Below are 24,703 nucleotides of genomic sequence, written 5' to 3' on the forward strand. Positions count from 1 at the left end.
CATCTCAGGCGTACGCCGAGGAGTCCGAACGGCCGAAACGCGGCTGCTCACGGCGCCGCACCGGCCCCGCGAGCAGCCGGACCGCGTGGCTGGCCTGTCCGGCGCAACCCGACGCCCCGTTCGGGTGTCAGGGCTCGCCAGATGACGGTGGATCCGCCTACCGTGGCCCGGCAGTGGTGTGCGTTTCCCGCTGAGCGCGTGGCCGCTGCACCGGCAGGTCCGTGCGCGTGTTCCTCTGCCGCGCACCCCTGTTGGCCGCAGCCCGGTCGTCGCAGCGCCCCGCACCGGCCTGCTGCCGCGGTCCTGTACCCGCATCGTGTGTCCGGAGGTACCCCATTGCGCTTGACGAGTATCGGGTCTGCCGCCCTGCTGAGCGCCGCCGTGCTGTCCCTGGCCGCCCCGGCCGCGGCGGCGGGCGACGACGGCGGGGCCCCGCCGTCGGGGTTCACCGTGTCACCCGGATCGGTTGCCCCCGGGGGCACGGTCACCCTCGGCGCCACCGGCTGCCGGGCACCGGGCGTCACTGTCTCGTCCGGCGTCTTCGGCCCGGTCACCCTCCACCACGGACACCCCGCGACCGTGGTCGTCGACCCGGGCGCGCAAGCCGGGAAGCGGTACGACGTGACGTTCGCGTGCGCGGGGCGGCGGAGCAGCGCCCCGCTGCTGGTCTCCGGCACCCCGGACAAGCGCATCAGAGCGGTCCTCAGCGGTTCGCTCACCGACCTGGACACCACCGAGCTGGTCGCGGGCGGTGTCCTGATCGCGGCGGCTCTCGGCGGGGTCCTCCATCTGCGCCGGCGCACCGCACACGGCGCATCCTGATCCGGAACGCCGTACCGGGGGCTGCCCCGGCGGCGTGGCTGCCGCCGGGGCCAGGGCCTCAGTGGGCCCGGCACTCCGCCCTGATCAGCTGCGCGGCGTAGCGCGCGTCGAGGGCCGGGCTGATGAAGCTGTCCGGATGCGCGCACATACGGGCGCGGCCGGCCGCCGTGGTGCCCTTCCAGCTGAGCCGTACGGTCTGCTCGGTGAACGCGCGCCGGTCGTACGGAGGCGGATTCGTGTCGCCCTCGGTCCGGGGAGCGGCCTGGGGAGCCGCCCGGGGCGCGGTCCGGGGCGCCGACGGCTGCGCGGCAGTCGGGTGGAGCACACTTCCCGGGGTGATCGCGCCGGCGGTGAGTGTGATGGCCAGAGCTGCCGTGGCCAGCGCGGTACGCATCAGTGTGGATTGCATGGCGGGGCTCCTTCGGCTCGTCGAAGGCAGGTCCGGGGCGAGCCGCCCCGGGGCCGGCCGCGGTGGTCCTCACACGGCCTGCACGGCGACGACGACATCAGAATCTGTCGCGCCGATGGAGATGTCGCTCTGCCGGGGCGGTGGAGACGCGGGCGGTCGGGGCGCATGCGGTCGGGGCACAGGGGGCAGAGCCTGCAGAAGCCGTTCCAGCATGGCCGTGGGGCGGCGGCCCCGCAACCGGATGCTTCCTCCGGTCCGAAACACCAGGTCGGCGGGGCGCCCGGTAGTCCAGGCCCAGTTCGGTCAAATGACAGGTATGAAGCATTCAAAAGACGTTCAACCTCTTACCAAGACTTGCGGCCGGGCCGACAGGGGGCAGGTCGCGGTGGGCCGGTGGAGCACCACATCCCAACAGCGGTTATGTCGTACCGTACCGCCCCGGGCACGCTCGGTGTCCGATCTTCCGGACGCTGCTCCCCTTGAGCCGGGCGTACGGTTTTCAACAGAAAGTTGATCTAGTGCCAATCCCCCCTGATCTGGGGGTATCTGGCCAATTCGCCATGTCCTCAAGGGAGTAGACATGTCTGCGGCGGAACAAGCGGTGCAGGCAAGGAGCCGGGCACCGTTCCGGATCGGGCAGGTACAGCTGCGGGGCATCGCACAGGTCACCCTCAGCGCGAACCCGTGGACCGGATTGCTGTTCACCGTCGGGCTGTTCGCCGAAGGGTGGCGTACCGGCGTGTACGGGCTGCTCGGCGCGGGCGTGTCCGCCGCGACCGCCGCCCTGCTGGGCGCCGATCGCGGAAATCTCGTCAAGGGGCTTGAGGGCTACTGCGGTTGCCTGACCGGTCTCGCCCTTCTCGTCACCTTCGGCTCGTCGGGACGTACCGTCCTGCTCACGGTCCTCGGCGCGGCGGTCTGCCCCATATTGAGCGCGGCGGCCGGCCGCGTCCTCGGGCGCGTCGGACTGCCCGTGCTGACAGCCCCGTACTGCCTGGTCGCCGGAGCGCTGATGATCGCGCTGCCGACGGCCCCGGCCGCGGCCGCGGCCACCGCGCGGGTCGGCGGGTTCACCACACTGAGCGCCGCAGAGGCCGGCCGGGCCTTCTGCGACAACATCGGGCAGATCTTCTTCCTCGACAAGTGGTACGCGGGCCTGATCCTGCTGGTCGGGATCCTGGTCACCTCGCGGGCCGCCGCCGTCGCAGCGGCCGGCGCCAGCGCTCTCGCGCTGCTGACCGCCTGCGTCGCCGGGCTGCCGGCCGACCGGATCACCGAGGGCCTCTACGGCTACAACGGGGTGCTCTGTGCCATTGCGCTGGGAGCCACCTTCCTGACACTCACTCCGTGGACCGCCGGGTACGCCGCACTCGCCGTGGTGGCCTCCGTCCCCTTCACCGCCGCCTGGGAGGCGTTCACCCGGCCGTCCGGCGGATCCCCCTTCACCTGGCCGTTCGTTGTGACGACCTGGCTCTTCCTCGCGGCGGGTCCAGCGCTGGGCCGGCCCGGCATCTCATTCGAGAAAGCAGAGTGACGCCATGAATCTCGCACCACGCGAAATCGACAAGCTCCACGTCTATGTGGTGGCCGACCTGGCCCGCCGCCGCAGGGCCAGGGGAACCAAGCTCAACTACAGCGAGGCCGCCGCGCTGATCACCGAGGCCGTCCTGGAGGCAGCACGCGACGGCCACACCGTCGCCGAGTGCATGGAGCTGGGCCGCAAGATCGTCGCCCAGGACGACGTGATGCCCGGCGTGCGCGAGATGCTCACGGTCCTTCAGGTCGAGACGGCGTTCGTCGACGGGACGAAGCTGGTCACCTGTCACGACCCGATCAGTGCCTGAAGCCTGAAGCCTGAACCACCGAGGAGACAGAGATGTCGGGCGGAGCCCACTACCTCTACGGAGATGACCCCGTAGAGATCAACGCCAACCGGGCCACGGTCAGGCTCACGGTCGCCAACACCGGCGACCGTGCCATCCAGATCGGGTCGCACTACCACTTCTTCGAGATCAACCGCGCGCTGCGCTTCGACCGTGAAGCCGCCTTCGGTATGCGCCTGGACATCCCCTCCGGCACCGCCGTGCGCTTCGAGCCCGGCGACAGCCGGGAGGTCGGCCTGTGCGCCTTCGGCGGCGCCGGGCGGCTCGTCGGATTCGCCGGGCTCGTCAACGGCGGCCTTTCGGCACCCGACACCAAGCGCGACGCGCTGCGCCGCGCGTCGGAGCTGGGATTCACACACGCCGACACCGCCGGTACGGACAGCACAGGGAACACGCCCGGCGCCGACAGCACCGCGGGCACCGAGGGGACTCAGCACTGATGGCGATCATTCCGCGCAAGCAGTACACGGACCTGTTCGGCCCCACCGTGGGCGACCGGTTCCACCTCGCCGACACCAACCTGGTCGTCGAGGTCGAGTACGACCACAACGCCGGTTCCTACGGGGAAGAGGCCGTCTACGGAGGCGGCAAGGCCATCCGTGACGGCATGGCCCAGGACCCGTCCGCGCTCAACCGCGAGGGCGCCCTCGACCTGGTCATCACCAACGTCGTGGTCATGGACCCGGTGCTCGGCGTCGTCAAGGGCGACATCGGTGTCCGCGGCGGTCTGATCGTCGGGGTCGGCAAGGCCGGCAACCCGCAGCTCCAGAACGGCGTGGACCCCAAGCTCGTCATCGGCCCCGGCACCGAGGTGATCTCCGGCGAGCACCTGATCGCCACCGCGGGCGGCGTCGACACGCACATCCACTTCATCTCGCCGCAGCAGGCCCAGGAGGGCCTGTCCAACGGCATCACCACCTTCTTCGGCGGCGGCACCGGGCCGACCGACGGCACGAACGGCACGACCTGCACCCCCGGCCCGTGGAACATCCACCGGATGCTGGAGGCCGTGGAGGACCTGCCGGTCAACGTGGGTCTGCTCGGCAAGGGCAACGGCAGCCGGCCCGAGGCCCTGCGCGAGCAGATCGAGGCGGGCGCGGCCGGTCTGAAGGTGCACGAGGACTGGGGCGCGACCCCGGCCGCCATCGACACCGCGCTGCGGGTCGCCGATGAGCACGACGTGCAGATGGCCATCCACACCGACACCCTCAACGAGGGCGGCTTCTTCGAGGACACCCTGTCCGCGATCAATGGCCGGACCATCCACACCTTCCACACCGAGGGAGCGGGCGGCGGCCACGCCCCGGACATCATCCGGGTCTCGGGCGAGGCCAACGTACTGCCCGCCTCCACCAACCCGACGCTGCCGTACACGGTCAACGCGGTGGACGAGCTGCTCGACATGGTGATGGTCTGTCACCACCTGTCCCGCGACATCCCCGAGGACGTCTCGTTCGCCGACAGCCGGGTGCGCGCCGAGACGATCGCGGCCGAGACCGTACTGCACGACCTCGGCGTGATCAGCATCTTCTCCTCCGACTCCCAGGCCATGGGCCGGGTCGGCGAGTCGTTCGTCCGGGCGTTCCAGACCGCGCACCACTGCAAGGAGCTGCGCGGCCCGCTGGCCGAGGACAGCTCCCGCAACGACAACGCACGCGTGCTGCGGTACCTGGCCAAGCTGACCATCAACCCCGCCATCGCGGTCGGCGCGGCCGATGTGATCGGCTCCCTGGAGCCCGGCAAGCTCGCCGACATCGTGCTCTGGCCGATGCACTCCTTCGGCGCCAAGCCGAAGCTGATCATCAAGGGCGGCATGGTCAACTGGGCGCTGATGGGCGACCCCAACGCGTCGCTGCCGACGCCGCAGCCCGTCTACTACCGCCCGATGTTCGGCTCGTACGGCCGCGCCAAGCAGCAGACCTCGGTCACCTTCATGTCGCAGGCCTCCATCGCCGCGGGCGTCCCCGCGGAACTGGGTCTGCAGCGGCGGACCGAGCCCGTGCAGCGCTGCCGGACCATCGGGAAGCAGCACATGGTGCGCAACGACGCGCTGCCGCGCATCGAGGTGGACCCGGAGACGTACAAGGTCACCGTCGACGGCGAGCCCGCGACGATCGAACCCGCCGAGAAACTCCCGCTCAACCACCTCTTCTACATCGTCTGACCCCCCCGCGGTCTTCGACAGCCGGATCACCGCGAACCACCCCCTCGCACGAAAGGAGCCCCGGCGTGAACGACCCGATGCCCACAGCCGCGCTGCTGACCGGGCTCCAGCTCACCGACTCGGCCTTCCCCAGCGGCTACTACACGCTCTCCCACGGTCTGGAGGGCTTCCAGCAGGCCCGTGCGGTGACCCCGCGCACCCTGCCCGGCCTCCTGAACGACCTGCTGCGCCACAGCGCGGGGCCGTCCGACGCCACCGCGCTCGCGCTCGCGCACCGCGCCGTCACCGCCGGCGACTGGGCGGAGGTGACGGCCGTCGAGCAGCGGCTGCACGCCACCAAACTGGGCCGTGAGGCCCGGCAGGCCTGTGTCCGTACCGGGCGGCAGCTCCTCGACCTGGCGGCGGAGGTGTACGGAACCCCGGAGATCGAGCAGTACCGCACCCTCTACCGGGACGGCGCCGTGCGCGGCTGCCAGCCGGTCGTCGCCGCCGCGGTCCACGCCGGCAACACGGTGTCCGTACGGCAGGCGGTCACCTGCGAACTGTTCGCCTTCGCGGCAAGTTTCGTGGGGGCCGCCCTACGGCTCCGGCTGACCGACCACCGCCAGGCGCAGGTCGTACTGCACCGGGCGGTGCCGGTCATCGAGGAGACCGCGGAAGCCGCCCTGGAGCGGGAGCTGTCCGACATCGGCGGCTTCGTTCCGGTGGCGGACATCATGGCCGGCCGTCATGAGCGGGCGGAGGCCCGGCTGTTCGCCAGCTAGGCGGAGCGCGGCACGCGGTGCTGTCCCGGCCGTGCGGCCGTACCGCCGGGACAGCACCGGGCGCCACCCACCCGAAGACACCACACCAGAGAAGGATCATCATGCACGACCCCATGCAGGCCCGGCACCACCACAGCCACGACGAACTCCTGCGGCGCCCGAAGGACGGCGTCCTGCGGGTAGGGATCGCAGGTCCGGTCGGCTCGGGGAAGACGGCTCTGATCGAGGCGCTCGTCCCCGTACTGTTCGCGCGCGGCCGTACCCCGGCCGTCATCACCAACGACATCTTCACCTCCGAGGACGCCGCCCACGTCCGGCGCACGCTCGACGGGATCCTGGACGCGGACCGGATCGTCGGCGTCGAGACCGGGGCCTGCCCGCACACCGCGGTCCGGGACGACCCGACGATGAACCAGGCGGCGGCCGACGAGCTCCTGGAGCGCCACCCCGACGTGGACACGCTGCTCTTCGAGAGCGGCGGCGACAACCTGACGCTCACCTTCAGTCCCGCACTGGTCGACCTCTTCCTGTTCGTCCTCGACACGGCCGAGGGCGACAAGATGCCGCGCAAGCGGGGCCCCGGCATCACCGAGTGCGAACTGCTCGTCATCAACAAGGTCGACATCGCCCAGTACGTGCGGTGCAACCTGGAGACCATGGAGTCGGACGCCCTCAAGGTCCGGGAGGGGCGGCCCGTGGTGCTGACCAACTCCCTCACCGGCGACGGCCTCGACACCATCGCCGACTTCATCCTGGCCCACGAAGCCGCCCAGGAGGCGGCTCCCGCGTGACCACGGCGCCCGCGCGGCTGGATCCCGCGCACTACGAACCCCGGCGGACACCGGCCCGGCTGCTCGGCCTGGCCGGTCCGGCGGACACCCTGGCCGCCGGGCGCCCCGGCAAGGTCGGCCTGCTCGAACTGCGCTACGCGCGCGTCGGCGACCGCACCGAACTCGTCGACCGCTACCAGAAGTCGCCGCTGCAGATCATGCGGCCGCTGTACATCGACCCGCACCGGCCCGACCTGCCGGTGACCTATCTGATGTCGACCGGCGGCGGCATCCTCCAGGCCGACCGCAACCGGATCGACATCGACTGCGGCCCCGGCACCTCCGTGCACCTGACGACGCAGGCCGCCACCAAGGTGCACCGCATGGAGTTCGACCACGCGACCCAGATGGTCAACCTGACTGTGGGGGAGGGCAGTTACGTCGAGTACTTGCCCGATCCGCTGATCCCGTACCGGGACGCGCGTTTCTACCAGCACACCCTGGTGACGGCCGATCCGTCGGCGACCGTACTCCTCGGCGAGACGATCGCGGCCGGGCGGCTGGCCCGGGACGAACGGCACGCCTACCGGATGCTCTTCAGTGACCTGGAGGTCCAGCGCCCCGACGGCACGCTGCTGGCGGCCGACACCGTACGCCTCGAACCGCACGGCCCGGGCGGGGTGACAGGACCCGCGGTCTTCGCGGGTCATGACCTGATGGCCTCGCTGTATGTGCTCACACCGCTGGCCCCCGCCGCCCTGGTCGCCGACACCCTCCACGAGGCGCTGGCGGCCACCGGCCTGGTCTTCGGCGTGAGCGTGCTGCCCGACGACACGGGCGCGTGGGTGCGCGTGATGGGAAGCGACTCCCCGGCCGTCACCCGTGCGCTGCGTGCCGCGTGGGATGCCGTACGCCGCCTGCTCATCGGGGTGCCGGCGCCGGACCTGCGCAAGACCTGACGGCGGCTACGGAATGAGACGCTGCTCCTTCGCCGTCGCGACGGCCCCCGCCCGCGTCTCGACGCCCAGCTTGCTGTAGATACGGCCCAGATGGGTCTTCACGGTCGCCTCGCTGATGAACAGGGCACGGGCGATGTCGCGGTTGCCGAGGCCGTGGGCGAGCTGGCCGAGGATGTCCAGTTCCCGGGGGGTGAGCGAGGGCCGGGGGCTGCGCATCCGGGCCATCACCCGGCTGGCGACCGGAGGGGAGAGCGCGGTGCGGCCCTGTGCTGCCGCGTGGATGGCGTCGAAGAGTTCATCGGGGCGCACGGCCTTCAGCAGATAACCCGTCGCGCCGGCCTCGATGGCCCGGGTGATGTCCGCGTCCGTGTCGTACGTGGTGAGGACCAGCACATGCGGGCCGCCCGGGGGGACCGCGGCGGACGTGATGCGGCGGGTGGTCTCGACGCCGTCGATACCCGCGCCCAGCTGGAGGTCCATGAGGACGACATCGGGGACCAGCCCGGCGGCGAGCGTCACGGCCTCCTCCCCGGTGCCGGCCTCGCCGACCACCTCGATGCCGGGGGCGCTGCCGAGCAGGGCGAGCACGCCCGCGCGGACGACGACGTGGTCGTCGCAGACGACGATCCGCACCCGCCCCGAGACCTCGGACGGGGTGCTCACGGGCTCTCCGGTGGAGCCGTCGGCGCGGGTGTGGCCAGGGGGACCGACACGGACAGTACGGTGCCGCGGCCCGGAGCCGACTCGACGGTGAGGGTGCCGCCGAGCTGCCGGGCGCGCGCCCGGATCGGGGGCAGGCCGTGCCCGCGCAGATCCTCTCCGCGCCGATCCTGCCCGTGCGGATCCTCTCCGCGCCGACCCTGCCCGTGTGCGGACGACCGCGCCCCGGGCCGCTCGGGGTCGAAGCCCCGGCCGTCGTCCGCGATGTCGAGGACCACCTGGTCGTCCAGGCTGGTCAGGGTGAGTGCGGCGGTGGTGGCACCGGAGTGCTCGCGTACGTTGGCCAGCCCGCCCTGGGCGATCCGCAGCCCGCACTTGACAGCCCGTCCGACCTCGGGCGGGCCTCTCCTGCACACCGTGCCGGAGGGCTCCCGGAGGATCTTCCGAGCATCCGGGCCGGGCAGGCCGCCCCCGTACAACCAAACCCCTGCGACGTTTCCCTGGAGGTGTCCACAGGATCACATCTGCGAGCTTTTTGGTTGATGGGACGAGCATTAGCCAGCTGATTTACGTCAAGGCTATGGCAGATGCAGTATGTGGGGTGACGGATTCCCGGTAGGTGCGGAGGCGAAGACGGTGGCTGGTGTCGCGGAGAGGTCCGAGGTGCGGGAGCCGTCGGGCGGATTCACCGCGTCCGCCGGGTGGTCCGGCCTTCCCTCCTTCCCTGATTTCCTGCTCACGAGGCGAGGTTTGGATCTTCATGGATGTCCGCAGCTCTGATGGCAGCGCCGGTGATGTCGACTACGGCAGCTTCGGCACCGGCTACGCGAACTACCGGCGGCCCGATCCCCGGATCGCCCAGGTCATCGCCGACGCTCTGGGCGGTGCCCGGAAGGTCGTCAACGTGGGTGCGGGAGCGGGTTCGTACGAGTCCGCCGCAGTGGCCGTCACGGCGGTCGAGCCGTCCGAGTCGATGCGGGCGCAGCGGTCCACGGGTCTGCCCAGGGCGGTGGACGCGGTCGCGGAGAACCTGCCGTTCGCGGACGGGGAGTTCGACGGGGCGATGACTCTCTTCAGCGTGCACCAATGGTCCGACGTCGACGTGGGTCTGCGGGAGATGCGCCGGGTGACACGTGGCCCGGTGGCCGTACTGACCTGCGATCCGGGACTGGTCAGGGACTTCTGGCTGTACGAGTACGCCCCCGAGGTCCTGGATACCGAGGCGCGGCGCTACCCTGCGCTCGGGACGATGGCCGAGGCCCTCGGCGGCACCGTCGACGTACAGGCCGTGCCGATCCCGCTGGACTGCACGGACGGGTTCAACGAGGCGTACTACGGCCGCCCGGAGATGCTGCTCGACCCGGCCGCCCGGCAGGCGTGCTCGGCCTGGAGTTTCGTGGACGACGGGGTGCGCGAGCGGTTCACGGACCGGCTGCGCGCGGATCTGGACTCCGGAGCGTGGGACGCGCGCTTCGGTCACCTGCGCAGCCAGTCGCACTACGAGGGATCGCTCGTTATCGTGCGTGCGACACCGCAAGATGCCCAGGAAACAGAGGAACAGCACCATGGCGGTACCTGATCGGATGGACGAGCAACTGCGCGCGCTCGGGCTGGTGGAGGCGCAGCGCAAGGCGGTGGCCCTCTTCGCGGAGGTCGAGACCCGGCGCCTGGTGGCGCCGGGCGCCGGTGAGCGGGAGGTCAGCGACCGGATCCGGGACCTCGCGAACGAGATGTTCGGGACGACGAAGCACTGGCACAAGCGGATCGTCCGCTCCGGCCCGCACACGATGTTCCCGTACCAGGAGAATCCGCCGGACCGGATGATCGGTGCGGACGACATCGCGTTCGCCGACTTCGGCCCGATCTTCGAGGAGTACGAGGCGGACTTCGGACGCACCTTCGTCCTCGGCGGCGACCCGCACAAGCAGCGGCTGCGCGACGACCTGGCGACGGTGTTCGCGGCGGGCCGGGAGGCGTTCCGGGCGGACCCGGACATCACGGGGCAGCAGCTGTACGCGCAGGTCGAGCGGCTGGCCGCCGAAGCGGGCTGGACGCTGGGCGGCTGGCACGCGGGCCATCTGGTCGGCGAGTTCCCGCACGAGACGATCGACGGGGCGAAGGCGGAGTCGTACATCACGCCGGACAACGACACCCCGCTCCGCCGCACCGACCGCGCCGGGTGGCGCTGCCACTGGATCCTGGAGATCCATCTGGTCGACGAGGAGAACCGCTTCGGTGGTTTCTACGAGCAGCTTCTCGACCTCGCCTGACGCCAGGAACAGAAGGAACTGCGTTCATCCGCAGTGAAGTTGGTGTGGGAAGCTGTCGGCAACCGCTCGCCGGCGTGGAGCCGGGGCGGTCGTCGAGAGGGGCGCAGCGTGACACAGGGCGGCTTCCGTGCCGAGGGGATCGACACCAGCAGGCCGCACCCCGCGCGGATCTACGACTACCTGCTGGGCGGCAAGGACAACTACCAGGTCGACCAGCAGGCCGCCGAGGAACTCGCCGCCGCGGCGCCCGAGGTGCGGATCGGGGTACGGGCGAACCGTGCCTTCCTGCGGCGCGCCGTCAGATATGTGCTCGGCAGCGGCGTCCGGCAGATCCTCGATATCGGCACCGGGCTGCCCACCTCGCCCAATGTGCACGAGACCGCCCGGGAAGTGGCGCCGGACGTGCGCATCGCGTACGTCGACAACGACCCCATCGTGAACGCACATGCCAACGCGCTGCTCAGCCGCTCCGGCGCGACCAGCGTCGTGCTCGCCGACCTGCGCGACCCGCAAGCCATCCTGCACCACCCCGACATCCGCCGGGTCATCGACTTCGACGAGCCGGTCGCCGTGCTCCTCATCGCCATCCTCCACTTCCTCACCGAAGCCGAGAAGCCCGAGCAGGTCGTCGCCACCCTGCGCGACGCGCTGCCGGCCGGCAGCTTCCTGGTGCTCTCGCACGCCACGAGCGACTTCGCCGACCGAAGCGCGGCCCAGGCCGTCTACAACAACGCCACCGCCACCCTGAACCTGCGCTCCCGGGCCGAGGTGGAGCGGTTCTTCGACGGCTTCGAACTCGTCGGACCCGGCCTGGCCCAGGTGCCGTTCTGGCGCCCGGACACCCCGCCGCCGGCCGGGTCCGACGAGATCGGCTTCTACGGCGGGGTGGCCCGCAAGACCGGCTGACCTGCTGGCCCGTTGGCGCGTTGAACCGTCGAACCGGCTAGTGGGGAAGGGGAGTTCACCGCACTGACCCCGCCTGCCCGCCGCCGCCGTTCAGCACGGCGGGGGATGTCGCGTCGTGGATGAGGATGTGCGGGGTGCCGGTGCCGTCGGCCGGGGTCGCCCATACGTCCCAGCCGCCGCCGGAACCGCGTGGCCGGCCGTACATCACGGTGTGTCCGTCCAGCCAGGCCGCCTGGTCGTCGATGCTGTGGATCTCGGCGAGTGGGGTCTCCCGCATGGTTGCCAGGTCCAGGACGTACAGCCGCCAGGGGCGGTTGGCGCTGGCGTTGACGCGTTTCTTGAACACGATGCGGGTGCCGTCGGGTGACAGGGACGGGCATTCGGCGTTGGTGCGCAGGGTGCGCGCCGCCCACTTCCGGTAGTCGCCCTTGACCAGGTAGGTGCGGCCACCGGTACGTACCGTGGCGTAGAAGGTGTTGTCGTCGGCGGCGAAGTTGACGCCCCAGTAGTTCACGTCCGCCGCGTGGTACGGCTTGCCTTCGAGCGTGAGCGGGATCCGTTCGATGTTGCTCCGGAGCCTGCCGGTCCTGGTGTCCAGGATCGACGTACGGGTGGAGAAGTCGTCGCGGAGGTAGGAGTCGCCCTGGACGAACGTGGTCCAGGACAGCATCGCGCCGCTGGCGGAGACCCGGGCGCGGTTGGGGAAACCGGCGGCCTTGATCTGGCGGGTCCGGTGCATGTCGCGGTCGAGGACACTGACGTAGGTCGCCGGCACCGGCCCTTTGCGCTGCAGGCAGATGCCGGTGCCGTGGGCGGTGTAGAGGCGGTCGCAGCGCGCCGCCCCGGTTGTTCTGGCGCCGCCGGGGCGCGCGGTGGACACGGTCGCGGCATGGCCGAAACCGGCGCCCGGCGCGGTGTCGCGGAACAGGATCCGGCCCGGCCTGTCCAGTTGGATGCGGCCGGCAGGACCGGCAGCGGTGTCGTCCCGCGAGTGCATGACGTAACCGGTGATGGTGGTGGCCAGGACCAGAGCGGTCACGACCAGGACCAGCACCCTCGTCCGGGTGCTCATGCCTGGATCCTTCGGGGAGTTCGCGGCGTTCGTCTGCGGGCTCATGTGCGGCTGCCTTCTTCACGGAGCGGGAGGATCCACAGCGCGGCGAGTACCGCCGTCACCAGGGCGGCGAGCGCCAGCGCGAGCGCCGCGTGCAGCCCCCAGAGGGTCCAGGCGGCGCCGAACAGTACCGAGGAGGCCAGCATCGCCACGGACTGGCCCGTCTGGATCAGTGCCATGCCGCTGGCGCGCAGTTCCACCGGCAGCAGCGGTCCGACGGCGGCCATCAGAACCCCGTCGGTGGCCGCGTAGAACAGGCCGTGCAGGACGAGCGTGGTGATCAGCAGAGCAGCTCCACCGACCGGGCCGAACAGCAGCAGATACGCGCCGAGCAGCGCCACGTACCCGCCGGTGAACACCCGTAGCCTGCCGAGCCGGTCGGCCAGTTGCCCGAACGGGACCGCCAGCAGCAGATAGGTGGCCGTCGTGCCCAGCGGCAGCAGCGGGAAGTATTCGACGGCGATGTCCAGGCGCTCCTGGAGCAGCAGGTAGACGAACGAGTCGCTCAGCGCCACCGTGCCCAGCAGGGCCGCGCCGATGCAAACCCGGCGGAAGCGCGGCAGCAGGAGGAGCCGGAGCGCGGCGCGGACGGTCACGCCCTGCGGGCCGACCAGGGCCTCGCGCCGGTCGCGGACCGTCAGGGCCAGCACCACCACCGCGAACGCCGCGATGCAGAAGCTCGCGACGAACACCGTGTCGTACCGGTCCGGATCTGCCATGAGCAGCGCGAACGCGACCAGCGGACCGAGGAAGGCGCCGGTGGTGTCCAGCGCACGATGGATGCCGAACGAGCGGCCCAGCGTCCCGGGGGTGCTGCTGAGTGAGATCAGCGCGTCCCGCGGTCCGGTGCGCAGGCCCTTGCCCGTACGGTCGGCGGCGATCACCGCGCCCAGGGCGGGCACGGACGCGCCTGCGGCGAACAGGCCCAGTTTGCACAGGGCGGACAGGGCGTACCCGCTGCCCGCCACGAGTTTGCGCCGCTGCCAGCGGTCCGCGGCGTGCCCTCCGGCCAGGCGTACGAGAGCGGTGATCCCGAAGTACATGCCGTTGAGAGCGCCGAACTGGAGGGGGCTCAGGCCGAGGGTGAAGATGACGTACATCGGCAGGACCGCGGTGATCATCTCCGACGAGATGTCGGTGATCAGGCTGACCGACCCCAGTGCCACCACATTGGGTGCCACGGCCGCCCGCGCCCGTCCGGGCCCCGGCCGCGCGACCCCGGCGGTGCCGGGCGCCGGGGTGGACCGGCTCGATGAGACGTACATGGCTGTCCTCCCTGCTGGCTTCTGCTGACTGCGCCGCGCCGGGCCTGAACCCCTGCGCCGGCTGAACTGCCGTGCTGCTGGGCTGTTGTGCCCGCTTTCTGAGCCTGCCGGCCGGCACGCCGTACACCGGTGTGTGCCGGCTGGCAGGGGTTCATGGACCGGTCGGAGTTCCGCCGGCCCGGTGGGTCACGCCATCACTGCGCGATCGTGTACGGGTCCCCGTACGTCTTCCAGGACAGCGGCGGGTTCAGATCGAGGTTGCCGGCGGCGAGGAACACCCGCTGCTCCGTGTCGACCCGGCTGGTGTCGTCGTGCGCCGCCTCGGTGAGCATCGCGGCCTTGCGGGCGTCGAGGAAGGCGTGGAGATACGTCGTCTCGTCGCCGCCCTGTGCGGGGATCCTGGCATGCTTCATCGCCGTGGCGCGGATCCCGCCGAAGCTGACCGGGTCCATTCCGGGGCCGTGCATGACCATCGCGTCGTAGTAGCTGAACTGCCCCAGCGCGTGCAGCCCGTCCTGCTTCGCCCGGTCCACGGACGGGGTGAAGTACACCCGGTCCCGTTCGTCGTTCTGGGCCTGCTGGAACGCCGGGTCCGACGCTGCCGTGTGCCAGGCCGAGACGAAGCCCGATCCCAGACCGGCGTGCGAGTCGCTGCCGTTCACCGTGCGCAGCGCGGGCAGATACGCGGCCAGCGGGTTGCCCGGCTCGCGCTGCGTGTACAGCTGGACCAGGTCGAGCATGTCACCGGTGCCGGAGCAGAACCCGACGATCCCGCCCGTGTAGCCGCGCCCGTCCCCGATGTCCTCGACATAGGTGTACTGCGCTTTCCAGTCGAGCGAGGAGTTCTCCGCACTGGAGACCAGCTCCATCGCGATGTCCTTCTTGCGCGGGTCCGTCAGGTCCGCTGCCGAACCGGCCGCTCTGCCGGCCGGGGCACTGGCCGGCGGGCCTGCCGGTGCCGGCGCAGGGGCGGCTCCGTAGCCCTTCGGGGGCGCGACGGAGGTGTCCCAGATGTCCGTGACGGGCTTCGCCGACGCGGCCTTCCCCAGCGGAGAGAGCGCGTACATGTCCTCCAGCGTGCGGAGCAGCGAGTAGTGGTTGTAGTGGGCCTTCGACTTGGCGCCCTGCTGCACATGGTCGCCGACGATCATGGTGGCGATCTGGTTGTCCGAGTCGTCCCCGTCGTCCTCGTCCCAGGTCAGCATGAGGGCGCTGTTGTGCGTCCTGGCCCACTGGACGTAGCCGTCGAGGTTCTTCTTCAGCCAGCTGTCGCCCTGCTTGACGCTGCCGTCGTGCATGTCGTTGTCCAGGTTGGGCGTCACGAAGGACACCGTGGGCAACTTGCTGTAGTCCGAGGGGAATCGGTCGAATCCCAGGTTGGACGAGGCCGGGGTGCTGGCGAAGTCCACCCATCCGTTGTGCTTCCGGGCGTACCCGCTGTCGCCGTCGTCACCGCAGTCCTTCGAACCCGCGGACGGCAGGTCCTCGGAGTATCCGGTGAAGCTGTGGCCGCTGCCGATCAGCTGGTGGCCCAGGTTGTCGGCGCTGAAGTCGTGCGGGCAGTCGTCGTCGGCGACTCCGTGTGTGGAACCGGAGTACAGCGCCACGTAGTTGCCCTGGCTGGGGTGTGTGGTTCCGTGGAAGTCGGAGAACGAAGCCCCCTGCTTTGCGAGGGAGTTGATGTACGGGGCGTCCTTGCTGCCCACGATGTCGTCGTAGAACTTGTTCTCCTCCATGAGCACCACGACGTGGTCGTACTGGGGTATCCCGGATGCGGTGGTGGTCAGCGCCTTCGGCGGGGGAGGCGCTGTCTCCGCCGATGCGGCGGATCCGGCCATTCCGAGCAGGCTCAGCGCCACCGTTGTGCCGGCCGCGACAACGGCGCGGCGGGTACGGCGCGTTCCGGCCAGAATCCAGGTGGCCGGGCCGTCGTCGGACGGATCATGGGTGCGGCGTGCGCGCAGGGGTGGGTAGGGAGGCGTCATACGGATCTCCTTGACGGGCGGTTGCCGTCGGTTCGGCAGACGTGGGAGGTACCTGGGGGAGTGCCTGAGGACGTGCCTGTGCCTGAGGAGGTGTTCTGGGACGTGCCTGTGGAGGTTTCTGAACGCCTGCGGACCATCCGGCTGCGTTTCGGCCATGCCGCAGGTGTCAGCATTGGCTTGGTGCTGCGGCGAACCGGTGCCGCAGTGAGCGCGAGCGGCATCGGGCCGCGGGCAGCCGGGACAGAATCAACTGAGCGCGTCGGGTTACGAACTTCCGCGCCAGGCCGCTGACGGAGATTCCTACTCGTCGGCGCGGCGGCCTGTCAACCGTTCCGCAGGGGTGGCCGAGTTCGCCTGCGGCTCTTGACTGAGCATCGACAGGTCGGTAAAAATTCGGACCGTCAGGAAAGTTAACTAACAGTTGGTGAATCGAGGTAGGCGATGACGGTGCTAGGCCTCAACTGCCTTGATTCGTATGCCGGTTGCTGGAAATGGCGATGGGCCGCGGTCAGATGCGCGGCTGGGACTGCAGGAGTCGCGTGATGCCGTCGGGGCTGAAGATGTCGCGGGCGGCCAGGGCGACAGCGCCGGTCAGTCCGGGCTCGGAGCCCGGTTCCGTGGTGGTGATGGTCAGCTTGCGGGTGGCCAGCGGGAGAGCTCGCTGGTAGACGACGGCGCGCACGCCGGAGAGCAGCTCGTCGCGCTGCTCGCTCATCGGCCCGCCGAGTACCAGGGTGCGCGGGTTGTACATGTGCACCAGCATGGCGACGACTTCGCCGATTTCGGTCGCGGCCTGCCGGATGCGGTAGAGCGCCCGGGGGTCGCCGTTCGCGACGGCTTCCGCCAGCAGCCGGGCGCCCGCCGACGCGTCGCCCGGTCCGGTATGGAATCCGAGGTCGCGCAGCACGGCGTGGTGTGAGGCCACGGCCTCCACGCAGCCGGTCTTGCCGCAGCTGCACAGGGTGTCGGAGTGGCTGGATGCCCGCAGATGGCCGATGTCGCCCGCGGCTCCGTCCGCGCCGCGGTGCACCCGGCCGTCGGCGGTGATGATTCCGGCACCGATTCCGGCCCCGACCTTGACCGCCAGGAGGGGCGCGTCCACATCGTGCCGTTCGGCTTCGCCGAGCGCCATCAGATTCACGTCGTTGTCGACCACGACAGGGGCGTGGAAGTGTTCGCGCAGATAGGCGCCGACCGGGAAGGCGTCCCATCCGGGCATGATCGGCGGCCGTACGGCGCAGCCGTGCTGGAAGTCCACCGGGGCCGGCAGTCCGACGACGACCTCCCGCACCGAATCCCGTCCCCGGCCGTGCTCCTGGAGCAGCTCGCACAGCCGGTCGGTGACCGCACCCAGCACAGCTGCCGGGCCGTCCTCGACCGGTACGGCGACCACGTCGCGGGCGAGGATCCGGCGGCTGAGGTCGGCGATGACGACCCTGGTCCCGCTGACGTCCACATCCGCGACCGCGATGGTTCCCGCATGCGGGCTGATCGAGAGCACCCGGGGTGGCCGGCCCCGTACGGAGGCGCCGACCTCCGTCTCCTCCAGGATGCCGCGCTGCAGCAGCTGGTCGACCTGGTGTCCCACCGTGGAGCGGGCCAGCGAGGTACGGCGGGCGATCTCCGCGCGGCTGGTGGCCTCCCCCGAGGCCACGGCGCCGAGTATCCGGCGCAGGGCGACGGTCGCCGAGTTCATGGTCGGACCGCTTAAGGCTTCAAAGCTCTCACTGTCGCCGTCTTTATGCACTACAGAAAACTAAAACCGGCGTCTTGTGTGTGTCAACGGGCTGAACAAGGCTGGAATCCGTCGGACACCGGAATCGATCACCGTCCGACTGAACGAAAGCAACAGGAAGGTTCTCCAGATGTCCCGCGGGTACAAGGGAGCAGCCATCGTCGGCACCGGCATGATCGCCGGGGTGCACGCCCAGGCGGTGCGCGGAGCAGGCGCGACAGTGCGCGGGGTGGTCGCCTCCTCACCCGAGCGCGGCGCGCGGGTCGCCGCGGAGTGGGGAATCCCGCGGAGCTATCCGCAGCTGGAGGCGGCGCTGGCCGACGAGAGCGTGGACGTGGTGCACATCTGCACCCCGAACGGGCTGCACGCCACCCAGGCCGAGGCCGCGCTCCGCGCCGGGAAGCACGTCATCTGCGAGAAACCGCTCGCCACCTCGGTGGCGGACGCCGAACGGCTGGCCGCCGTGGCCGAGGAGACGGGGCGTCTGCTGGCCGTGCCGTTCGTCTACCGCTACCACCCGCTGGTCCGCGAGATCCGGGCGCGCGTACGGGCGGGCGAGTTCGGGGCCTGGCAGCTCCTGCACGGCAGCTATCTGCAGGACTGGATGCTCGACGCGGACACCACCGGGTGGCGTGTGGACCCCGAACGCGGCGGCCCGTCCCGGGCGTTCGCCGATATCGGCTCGCACTGGTGCGACCTGGTCGAGTGGGTCGCCGGAGTGCGTTTCAGCGAGGTCTCGGCGCGGCTTGCGACCACCGTCCCCGAGCGCCCCGCAGGCGACGCACCCGGTGCGCCCCGCACGCCGGTCCGTACCGAGGACGCCGCGGCCGTACTGTTGCGCACCGCCGAAGGCGTACTGGGCACGCTCACCGTCTCGCAGGTCTCGGCCGGCCGGAAGAACCGCCTCTGGTTCGAACTGGACGGCGCTGGATCGAGCGCCGTCTTCGACCAGGAGCAGCCCGAGACCGTGTGGCTCGGCACTCCCGAGGGGGCCAGGGTGCTCGCCCGCGACCCCGGCCGGGGCAGCCCGGAGCAGCGGCGGCTGGCCACGCTGCCCGCAGGACATCCGCAGGGGTACGCGGACTGCTTCCGCGCGTTCGTCGCCGACGCCTACGCGGCGGCCGACGGGGGAGCGCCGGACGGACTGCCGGTGGCCGCCGACGGGGTGCGCTCGGCGCGGCTCGTCGAAGCGGTCCTCGAATCCTCCCGCTCACTGGCCTGGACCCCCGTCGGCAAGGCGACCGGCGCGATGACCATGACCGCCGCCACCGCCGCCGTGACCTCCGCGACCCCCAAGGAGTACGCCGTATGAAACTCGGAATGCTGACCGCCTGCCTGCCGCAGCTCTCACTGGAGCAGATCGCCGGATGGGCCGCGGCGCGCGGGTACGAGGCCCTGGAGGTCGCGGTGTGGCCCGGCACCGGAGGGCGGGACTTCGAGGCCGCGCATCTGCCGGTGGCCGGTTTCGGCCCCCGCGAGGCCGACGCCACCCGTGCGGTCCTGGACCGACACGGCCTGGCCATCTCGGCGTTGGCGTACTACGAGAACAACCTGCACCCCGACACAGGCCGGCGCGAGGAGATCCGCACCCATCTGCGGCACGCGATCGACGCGGCCGCGGCCCTGGAGGTGCCCTACGTCGGTACGTTCATCGGCCGCGACTGGAACCGCTCCGTCGCGCAGAACCTCGCCGAGGCCGAGAAGGTCTTCCCGCCACTGGTCGAGTACGCGGGGGAGCGCGGCGTGAAGCTCCTGATCGAGAACTGCGTGATGGAGGGCTGGCACCCGGACGGCTACCCGGGCAACCTCGCCTACTCGCCCGAGCTGTGGGAGTGGATGTTCTCGCTCGGCCTGTACCTCAACTGGGACCCCTCGCACCTCACCTGGATCGGTATCGACCCGGTGGAGACCATCGCGCCCTACATCGAGCACATCGCGCACGCCCAGGCCAAGGACGTGGAGCTGCGGCCGGGCGACCGGCAGCGCTGGGGGCACTTCGGCCCGGCCGTGGACCGCAGCGGCAACCCCTGGGACATGGGCTGGTGGCGCTACCGCGTCCCGGGCCTCGGGCAGGTCGACTGGGTGCGTGTGGTCGACCGGCTCTACGAAGCCGGCTTCACCGGCACGCTCTCCGTCGAGCACGAGGACCCCGTCTGGGGCGGCGAGGAGACCCGTACCAAGCAGGGCCTGGACATCGCCTACCGCACCCTGCGCCCCCTGATCGTCGGCTGACGGGCGTCCCGACAGCTGACACCGAGACCCGGCACCAGACACCAACACCCGTTCTGAACAGCACCAGTGATGTGGAGCGCTCCATGACCTTCTCACCCGCACACCCGGCCCGGGTCGGCATCGTCGGCACCGGAAACATCTTCGACAGGTACGTCCAGGGCATGGCCCGCTACCCGCGCCTGCGCCTGACCGGCTGCGCCGACCTGGACCACGCCCGCGCGCTCAAGGCCGCGGCCGAGCACGGGATCAGGGCGTACGACTCCGTCGACGCGTTGCTCGCCGACCCCGACGTGGACATCGTCGTCAACATCACCCCGCCGCTCGCGCACGCAGCGGTCTCCGCCCAGGCCATCGCGGCAGGCAAGCACGTCTACGTCGAGAAGCCCGTGGCAGCGACCGTCGCCGAGGCGGCGCCGCTGACCGCGATGGCCGGCGGGAGCGGCGTCCTGTTCGGCTCGGCTCCCGACACGTTCCTCGGCAGCGCGGCCCAGACGGCCCGCAAGGCGCTCGACGACGGCCTGATCGGCCAACCGGTGGGCGCGACCGCCTTCGTCACCCACAGCAAGGCCGAGACCTGGCACCCGAACCCCGGCTTCCTCTTCGCGCCCGGCGGCGGCCCCGGGCTCGACCTTGGCCCGTACTACCTGACGAGCCTGGTCAACCTGCTCGGCCCGATCGCGACCGTCTCCGGCCTGAGCCGGATCGGCGCGCCCGTACGGAAGGTGACGAGCCCGGACCGCGTGGTCGAGAGCATCGAGGTCACCACACCCACGCACGCGGCAGCCGTCCTCGGCTTCGCCTCCGGTGTCATCGGCTCACTCCAGATGAGCTTCGACGTGTGGAACCACCACCTGCCGTTCATCGAGATCTACGGCACCGAGGGCACCCTGACGATCCCCGACCCGAACGGCTTCGACGGCGACGTCCGCCTCCGGGGCAACCACGAGGAGCAGTGGCGGACGCTGCCGCCCGTCTTCCCGCCGTCCGGCCCGCTCGACATGGAAGTCCAGATGCTGCGCGGCGCGGGTGTCGACGACCTGGCCGGCGCCGTCGACGGCGCACCGCACCGCGCATCGGCCGAACTCGCCTTCCACGTACTGGAAGCGCTCGAAGCGGTCGAGACCTCCAGCCGCACGCGGCAGGTCGTGGAACTCACCTCGACCGCCGAACGCCCCGCGGCGATGCCCCGGCAATCGGCATAGGCGGCGCATCCAGCACGCCACGCATCCAGCACGCCACGCATCCAGTACGCGGCGCATCCAGCACACAGCGCATGCAACACGCAGCGGAATCCATCACCGCACAGCGCATCCAATACGCAGCACAGAACCGAGGAGCGGCAACCGCATGAGCAGCAACACACCCAAGTTCGGCGTCGACCTGATCACCTTCTACAACCCGTCGTTCTGGAACCTGCCCGACGAGAGCGCCATCCAGGAGCTGTCGGACCGCGACCCCGACGCGATCTGGCGCAAGATCCTCGACTCGGCGGCAGCCGCCGGTGTCACCAGCCTCGAAGTCACCTTCGGCCCGGCCGACATCGGCAGCATCCGCCGCGCCTTCGGCTCGGCCACCGAGTTCAAGAAGGAACTCGACGGCCGCGGGATGGAGTTGAAGAGCGCCTTCTACCTCGAAGGAAGCTGGGAGCCGGACGCCGACCGCGGCGAGATAGCCGACAGCGCGGCCGCCTACGCCCGTTTCATCAAGGAGGCGGGCGGCGACGTGCTGGTCGCCGCGCCCCCGATGCGTACGACATGGAACGCCGAGCCCCCGCAGTTCAACGATTTCGACTTCCTCAAGAACGTCGCCGACATCGCCCATGTGGTCGGCCACGCCAGCCTCCAGGAGGGCGTGACCACTGCGCTGCACACCGAGGCGCACTCCACCTTCTGCACGGCCCGCGACGTCGACCTGCTGATGGCTCTCACCGACCCGCTGTTCGTCAGCCTGTGCCCGGACACGGGGCATCTGGCGCTCGCCGGCGGCGAGCCCACGCAGATCGTCTCCCGCCACCGCGAGCGTGTCGTCATCTCGCACTGGAAGGACGCGACCGGCCCCGCGCCGCTGCGGGTTCCCATCGACGACTCGATCCACGACAGCCACCGCGAGTACTTCCGCAGGGTCGGCGCCGGCTCCGTCGACTGGTTCGCCTGGGGCCGCCTCATGCGCGAGATCGGCTTCACCGACCTCGCCCTGCTGGAACTGGACGCGGTCGCCGACCCGGTCACGGAGATCACGGCGGCCCGCGAATTCATCGAGCAGTCCCTCTCGACCGTCTTCCCGTGACGGCCACGCCGCCGGCTTCCCGTCACAGCCTCTCCCGCTGTGTCCTGCCGTAACAGCACATCCCGCGCGCTGAGCGGCGGCCCTCGCCGCTCGGCGCGTCCGCCCGGCTCCACCCGTACAAGGGTCGCTTTGGCCCGTCGAAAGGCGTACCCATGAGTGACAGAGTCGTCAGCTCACCGGAGAAGTCAGGTGAGCTCCCACCGTCCGCCCCCGCTGCCCCGGCGCGTGCGAGCGGATCCTTCATCGCTCTCTACATCCTGGCTCTCTTCGGCAGCTACGTCGCGATCATCACCCCGTCCGTCGTCTCGCTGGCACTGAAGATCCAGCAGATCGACCCCGCCGGCAAGGTCGGCTCGCTCTCCCTGGTCCTCAGCGTCGGCGCGCTGTGCGCAGTCATCGCCAACCCCCTCTTCGGGAAGCTCAGCGACCGCACGACCTCCCGGTTCGGTATGCGCCGGCCATGGATGATCGTGGGCCTCATCGGTGGAGCGGCCGGCCTGGCGCTCGTCGCCTACGCCACCAACACCGGTACGGTCCTCATCGGCTGGTGCGTGGCCCAGATCTTCTTCAACGCGCTGCTGGCCCCGCTCGTCGCCGTACTCCCCGACCAGATACCGGCCCGCCAACGCGGAGTCGTCGGGGGCCTGATGGGCATCTGCTATCCCGTCGGCCTGATCCTCGGTACCTGGATCGCACAGCGCCTGGCCACCACCGCACCCCGGGCGATGATCCTGGCACCGATGGCCATCGCCGCCGCGACGGTGCTCCTGCTGTGTGCCAAGCTCAAGGACCGCAGGCTCGACCGGGCACACCAAGAGCCCTGGAACGCGGTGCAGTTCCTGCGCACTTTCTGGTTCAACCCGCGCAAGAGCCCCGACTTCGGCTGGGCGATCCTCAGCATCCTGCTGATCTCCACGGCGATCATGACGTTCGTGACCTACGAGGTCTACTACCTCTCCGACTACCTCCACATCAGCGAATCCAGGCTCCCCGGTCTGACGTTCGTCCTCACCCTCGTCATCAACGGAACGAGCGCGCTCACGGCCCTCGTCTCCGGCTGGCTGGCCGACCGCTTCCACCGGCGGAAGTTCTACATGGTCTTCGCCGGGATCCTGGCCATCGCCGGATTCCTCATCCTCATCACCACGCGCTCGATGGCCGGCATGTTCACCGGCGCGATCGTCCTGGGCTTCGGCACCGGCTTCTTCTACAGCGGGCACTACACCCTGCCCAGCTCGGTCCTGCCCAGTGAGCAGGACGCCGCGAAGGACATGGGTGTCGTCAACATCGCGGTCACCCTGCCCAGCTCCCTGGTCCCGATCTACGCACCCACCTTGCTCGGCACCGGCGGCGGCGACAACTATCCGGCGCTCTTCGTCTCCGGGATCGTGCTCGCGCTGCTCGGCATCCCGGCGGTCAAGCGAATCCGCGGGGTCAACTGACCGAGCGGGCCCTTCGATCGAGGAAGCGTCCTTGACCGAGCAGGGCCCTTCAGCCGAGCGGTGCCCCTCACCCGCCATCCGGCGGACCAGGCGCACCCGTGCGGAGGGCATTCGTACCCGGCAGAGCCCGACACCCCGGTGAGCCGTAAATCGTGTGCTTAACGTGCCGGGCATGAGTCGCACCAGTCTTCTCTCCGTGACCGCCTGTGCCATGTGCCCGGCCGCCGCTCCCACCGAGCACGACAGGGCGATGGCCGCCGGAAGTGCCCCCGACGGGCACGGCTACCACGTCGCACTGCACACACCCAGCGTGCTCACCGCACCCGTGGACTACCACCCGACGGCCCTGCTCATCGAGGCGGGCAGCAGTGACGGCGCGTGGTACCCCGCAGGGATCCGGGTACGGGGTGGCGACGAGGAACCGGCGTACGGCCGCTCGGTGTTCTGGCCCGAGGGCAGCGGCCGGCCGATGACCGGTCAGCACAGCCTCATCCCCCGTTCGAGGTCGCACATCTCGCTGAACGAAGGACACCCCGACGGGCTGCCGCTGACCGGTACGGGAGCGGCCGGCGCGGACCCTGCGGTCGCCACGACGGCGTCGGCCACCCCGCCGACGCCGTCGTGGCGACCGCCCGGGGCCGACGACCCGGCCGTCATCAACAACGCGTACACCTGGGACGCCCCCGAATACGTCCGGATCCCGGGCGAGCGGTGCTCGTACCGGCCGTGGAACGCAACCCCGGCGAACGGCCCCATCACGGCCGGCGGGCACGGGCCGGAAACCGTCGCTTTCGCAGACCGCTCGCCGGCCGGGCCCGCACCCAGGTCCCGTCCCGGATTCACGGTGACCGGCCCGTCGGCCGTCTGGTACGTGGCAGGTGGAGCGCTGCTGCTGGTGATCGCCGGGGTGCTGGTCCGCCGACGGCCGAACCGCTGATCCGGTCCGGCTCCCGGCCACTCCGCCGTCAGGACCCCGGGCCCTGCGCTCGCCGAAGACCCGGGGCCGGTGAGGACGTCCCGCCGCCCACGTCAACGCT

23 protein-coding genes and 2 pseudogenes are annotated in these 24,703 nt (G+C 70.5%); 17 read left to right on the plus strand and 8 right to left on the minus strand.

Annotated elements, in window-relative coordinates:
* The first annotated feature begins 342 nt into the window (after positions 1-342).
* Complete coding sequence (locus OHB13_RS30405) at positions 343-822, plus strand: hypothetical protein (protein ID WP_328379195.1); 480 nt, start codon at positions 343-345, stop codon at positions 820-822.
* Positions 823-880: 58 nt separating this feature from the next.
* Here the strand turns inward: OHB13_RS30405 and OHB13_RS30410 are convergent, their stop codons facing one another.
* Positions 881-1,231: a hypothetical protein gene (locus OHB13_RS30410; protein WP_328379196.1), complete on the minus strand. Its 351-nt coding sequence runs from the start codon at positions 1,229-1,231 to the stop codon at positions 881-883.
* Between the two features lie 580 nt (positions 1,232-1,811).
* Between OHB13_RS30410 and OHB13_RS30415 the strand changes: the two genes are divergently transcribed.
* The 7 genes from OHB13_RS30415 to OHB13_RS30445 all read left to right on the plus strand — a co-directional run bounded on the left by OHB13_RS30415 (position 1,812) and on the right by OHB13_RS30445 (position 7,771).
* A complete protein-coding gene (locus tag OHB13_RS30415) occupies positions 1,812-2,765 on the plus strand; it encodes an urea transporter (protein ID WP_328379197.1) in 954 nt (317 codons plus the stop codon).
* A 4-nt stretch (positions 2,766-2,769) separates the two neighbouring features.
* On the plus strand, positions 2,770-3,075 hold the full coding sequence (locus tag OHB13_RS30420; protein ID WP_328379198.1) for an urease subunit gamma: 306 nt from the start codon (positions 2,770-2,772) through the stop codon (positions 3,073-3,075).
* A gap of 32 nt (positions 3,076-3,107) precedes the next feature.
* Positions 3,108-3,554, plus strand: coding sequence for an urease subunit beta (locus tag OHB13_RS30425; RefSeq protein WP_328379199.1), 447 nt, complete (start codon positions 3,108-3,110; stop codon positions 3,552-3,554).
* Positions 3,554-5,278, plus strand: a complete 1,725-nt coding sequence (gene ureC, locus OHB13_RS30430; RefSeq protein WP_328379200.1) for an urease subunit alpha — start codon at positions 3,554-3,556, stop codon at positions 5,276-5,278. The genes OHB13_RS30425 and ureC overlap by 1 nt, the downstream gene beginning before the upstream one ends.
* Positions 5,279-5,355: 77 nt before the next feature.
* A complete protein-coding gene (locus OHB13_RS30435) occupies positions 5,356-6,042 on the plus strand; it encodes an urease accessory protein UreF (RefSeq protein ID WP_328380425.1) in 687 nt (228 codons plus the stop codon).
* A 113-nt stretch (positions 6,043-6,155) separates the two neighbouring features.
* Positions 6,156-6,833, plus strand: coding sequence for an urease accessory protein UreG (gene ureG, locus OHB13_RS30440; protein WP_266860594.1), 678 nt, complete (start codon positions 6,156-6,158; stop codon positions 6,831-6,833).
* Entirely contained in the window at positions 6,830-7,771 is a 942-nt protein-coding gene (locus OHB13_RS30445) for an urease accessory protein UreD (RefSeq protein WP_401603021.1), read from the plus strand. Before ureG ends, OHB13_RS30445 begins: the two co-directional genes overlap by 4 nt.
* A gap of 6 nt (positions 7,772-7,777) precedes the next feature.
* Here the strand turns inward: OHB13_RS30445 and OHB13_RS30450 are convergent, their stop codons facing one another.
* Together OHB13_RS30450 and OHB13_RS30455 are read right to left on the minus strand one after the other, a co-directional pair.
* Complete coding sequence (locus tag OHB13_RS30450) at positions 7,778-8,434, minus strand: response regulator transcription factor (RefSeq protein WP_328379201.1); 657 nt, start codon at positions 8,432-8,434, stop codon at positions 7,778-7,780.
* Positions 8,431-8,817, minus strand: a pseudogene (locus OHB13_RS30455) (sensor histidine kinase); the annotation flags it as partial. The gene OHB13_RS30450 and the pseudogene OHB13_RS30455, both read right to left, overlap by 4 nt.
* Positions 8,818-9,191: 374 nt before the next feature.
* Between OHB13_RS30455 and OHB13_RS30460 the strand changes: the two are divergent.
* The 3 genes from OHB13_RS30460 to OHB13_RS30470 all read left to right on the plus strand — a co-directional run bounded on the left by OHB13_RS30460 (position 9,192) and on the right by OHB13_RS30470 (position 11,607).
* A complete protein-coding gene (locus OHB13_RS30460) occupies positions 9,192-10,010 on the plus strand; it encodes a class I SAM-dependent methyltransferase (RefSeq protein ID WP_266851651.1) in 819 nt (272 codons plus the stop codon).
* Positions 9,997-10,701, plus strand: a complete 705-nt coding sequence (locus OHB13_RS30465; protein ID WP_328379202.1) for a M24 family metallopeptidase — start codon at positions 9,997-9,999, stop codon at positions 10,699-10,701. The genes OHB13_RS30460 and OHB13_RS30465 overlap by 14 nt, the downstream gene beginning before the upstream one ends.
* Before the next feature lie 108 nt (positions 10,702-10,809).
* On the plus strand, positions 10,810-11,607 hold the full coding sequence (locus tag OHB13_RS30470; protein WP_328379203.1) for an SAM-dependent methyltransferase: 798 nt from the start codon (positions 10,810-10,812) through the stop codon (positions 11,605-11,607).
* 55 nt (positions 11,608-11,662) lie between these two features.
* Here the strand turns inward: OHB13_RS30470 and OHB13_RS30475 are convergent, their stop codons facing one another.
* The 5 genes and pseudogenes from OHB13_RS30475 to OHB13_RS30495 all read right to left on the minus strand — a co-directional run bounded on the left by OHB13_RS30475 (position 11,663) and on the right by OHB13_RS30495 (position 17,667).
* Positions 11,663-12,679, minus strand: coding sequence for a TolB family protein (locus OHB13_RS30475; RefSeq protein WP_328379204.1), 1,017 nt, complete (start codon positions 12,677-12,679; stop codon positions 11,663-11,665).
* 41 nt (positions 12,680-12,720) lie between these two features.
* Positions 12,721-13,986: an MFS transporter gene (locus OHB13_RS30480; protein ID WP_328379205.1), complete on the minus strand. Its 1,266-nt coding sequence runs from the start codon at positions 13,984-13,986 to the stop codon at positions 12,721-12,723.
* Positions 13,987-14,180: 194 nt separating this feature from the next.
* Complete coding sequence (locus OHB13_RS30485; RefSeq protein WP_328380427.1) at positions 14,181-15,053, minus strand: chitosanase; 873 nt, start codon at positions 15,051-15,053, stop codon at positions 14,181-14,183.
* Positions 15,054-16,127, minus strand: a pseudogene (locus OHB13_RS30490) (alkaline phosphatase family protein); the annotation flags it as partial. It lies immediately after the preceding gene.
* 352 nt (positions 16,128-16,479) lie between these two features.
* The gene (locus OHB13_RS30495) at positions 16,480-17,667 is read right to left on the minus strand and encodes an ROK family transcriptional regulator (RefSeq protein ID WP_328379206.1); all 1,188 of its coding nucleotides are present in this window, start codon (positions 17,665-17,667) and stop codon (positions 16,480-16,482) included.
* A gap of 169 nt (positions 17,668-17,836) precedes the next feature.
* Here OHB13_RS30495 and OHB13_RS30500 point away from each other — a divergent pair, with 169 nt between their 5' ends.
* The 6 genes from OHB13_RS30500 (at position 17,837) to OHB13_RS30525 (ending at position 24,603) form a co-directional block, all read left to right on the plus strand.
* Positions 17,837-19,018: a Gfo/Idh/MocA family protein gene (locus tag OHB13_RS30500; protein WP_328379207.1), complete on the plus strand. Its 1,182-nt coding sequence runs from the start codon at positions 17,837-17,839 to the stop codon at positions 19,016-19,018.
* Entirely contained in the window at positions 19,015-19,938 is a 924-nt protein-coding gene (locus OHB13_RS30505; protein ID WP_328379208.1) for a sugar phosphate isomerase/epimerase family protein, read from the plus strand. The genes OHB13_RS30500 and OHB13_RS30505 overlap by 4 nt, the downstream gene beginning before the upstream one ends.
* Before the next feature lie 83 nt (positions 19,939-20,021).
* A complete protein-coding gene (locus OHB13_RS30510) occupies positions 20,022-21,140 on the plus strand; it encodes a Gfo/Idh/MocA family protein (RefSeq protein ID WP_328379209.1) in 1,119 nt (372 codons plus the stop codon).
* Positions 21,141-21,285: 145 nt separating this feature from the next.
* A complete protein-coding gene (locus OHB13_RS30515; RefSeq protein WP_328379210.1) occupies positions 21,286-22,224 on the plus strand; it encodes a sugar phosphate isomerase/epimerase family protein in 939 nt (312 codons plus the stop codon).
* Between the two features lie 152 nt (positions 22,225-22,376).
* On the plus strand, positions 22,377-23,666 hold the full coding sequence (locus OHB13_RS30520; RefSeq protein WP_328379211.1) for an MFS transporter: 1,290 nt from the start codon (positions 22,377-22,379) through the stop codon (positions 23,664-23,666).
* Between the two features lie 172 nt (positions 23,667-23,838).
* Positions 23,839-24,603 carry a hypothetical protein gene (locus OHB13_RS30525; protein WP_328379212.1) on the plus strand — a complete coding sequence of 255 codons (765 nt, stop codon included), beginning with the start codon at positions 23,839-23,841 and terminating at the stop codon, positions 24,601-24,603.
* Positions 24,604-24,703: the final 100 nt, after the last annotated feature.

It is taken from the genome of Streptomyces sp. NBC_00440 (assembly GCF_036014215.1).
Taxonomy (GTDB): Bacteria; Actinomycetota; Actinomycetes; order Streptomycetales; family Streptomycetaceae; genus Streptomyces.

Bases quoted from the DNA above. Each gene is read 5' to 3' on its own strand.
- OHB13_RS30410 (WP_328379196.1), bottom strand. From the start codon at position 1,231: ATGCAATCCACACTGATGCGTACCGCGCTGGCCACGGCAGCTCTGGCC.
- OHB13_RS30415 (WP_328379197.1), top strand. From the start codon at position 1,812: ATGTCTGCGGCGGAACAAGCGGTGCAGGCAAGGAGCCGGGCACCGTTC.
- OHB13_RS30420 (WP_328379198.1), top strand. From the start codon at position 2,770: ATGAATCTCGCACCACGCGAAATCGACAAGCTCCACGTCTATGTGGTG.
- OHB13_RS30425 (WP_328379199.1), top strand. From the start codon at position 3,108: ATGTCGGGCGGAGCCCACTACCTCTACGGAGATGACCCCGTAGAGATC.
- ureC (WP_328379200.1), top strand. From the start codon at position 3,554: ATGGCGATCATTCCGCGCAAGCAGTACACGGACCTGTTCGGCCCCACC.
- OHB13_RS30435 (WP_328380425.1), top strand. From the start codon at position 5,356: ATGCCCACAGCCGCGCTGCTGACCGGGCTCCAGCTCACCGACTCGGCC.
- ureG (WP_266860594.1), top strand. From the start codon at position 6,156: ATGCAGGCCCGGCACCACCACAGCCACGACGAACTCCTGCGGCGCCCG.
- OHB13_RS30460 (WP_266851651.1), top strand. From the start codon at position 9,192: ATGGATGTCCGCAGCTCTGATGGCAGCGCCGGTGATGTCGACTACGGC.
- OHB13_RS30465 (WP_328379202.1), top strand. From the start codon at position 9,997: ATGGCGGTACCTGATCGGATGGACGAGCAACTGCGCGCGCTCGGGCTG.
- OHB13_RS30475 (WP_328379204.1), bottom strand. From the start codon at position 12,679: ATGAGCACCCGGACGAGGGTGCTGGTCCTGGTCGTGACCGCTCTGGTC.
- OHB13_RS30480 (WP_328379205.1), bottom strand. From the start codon at position 13,986: ATGTACGTCTCATCGAGCCGGTCCACCCCGGCGCCCGGCACCGCCGGG.
- OHB13_RS30485 (WP_328380427.1), bottom strand. From the start codon at position 15,053: ATGTACGCGCTCTCTCCGCTGGGGAAGGCCGCGTCGGCGAAGCCCGTC.
- OHB13_RS30495 (WP_328379206.1), bottom strand. From the start codon at position 17,667: ATGAACTCGGCGACCGTCGCCCTGCGCCGGATACTCGGCGCCGTGGCC.
- OHB13_RS30500 (WP_328379207.1), top strand. From the start codon at position 17,837: ATGTCCCGCGGGTACAAGGGAGCAGCCATCGTCGGCACCGGCATGATC.
- OHB13_RS30505 (WP_328379208.1), top strand. From the start codon at position 19,015: ATGAAACTCGGAATGCTGACCGCCTGCCTGCCGCAGCTCTCACTGGAG.
- OHB13_RS30510 (WP_328379209.1), top strand. From the start codon at position 20,022: ATGACCTTCTCACCCGCACACCCGGCCCGGGTCGGCATCGTCGGCACC.
- OHB13_RS30515 (WP_328379210.1), top strand. From the start codon at position 21,286: ATGAGCAGCAACACACCCAAGTTCGGCGTCGACCTGATCACCTTCTAC.
- OHB13_RS30520 (WP_328379211.1), top strand. From the start codon at position 22,377: ATGAGTGACAGAGTCGTCAGCTCACCGGAGAAGTCAGGTGAGCTCCCA.
- OHB13_RS30525 (WP_328379212.1), top strand. From the start codon at position 23,839: ATGAGTCGCACCAGTCTTCTCTCCGTGACCGCCTGTGCCATGTGCCCG.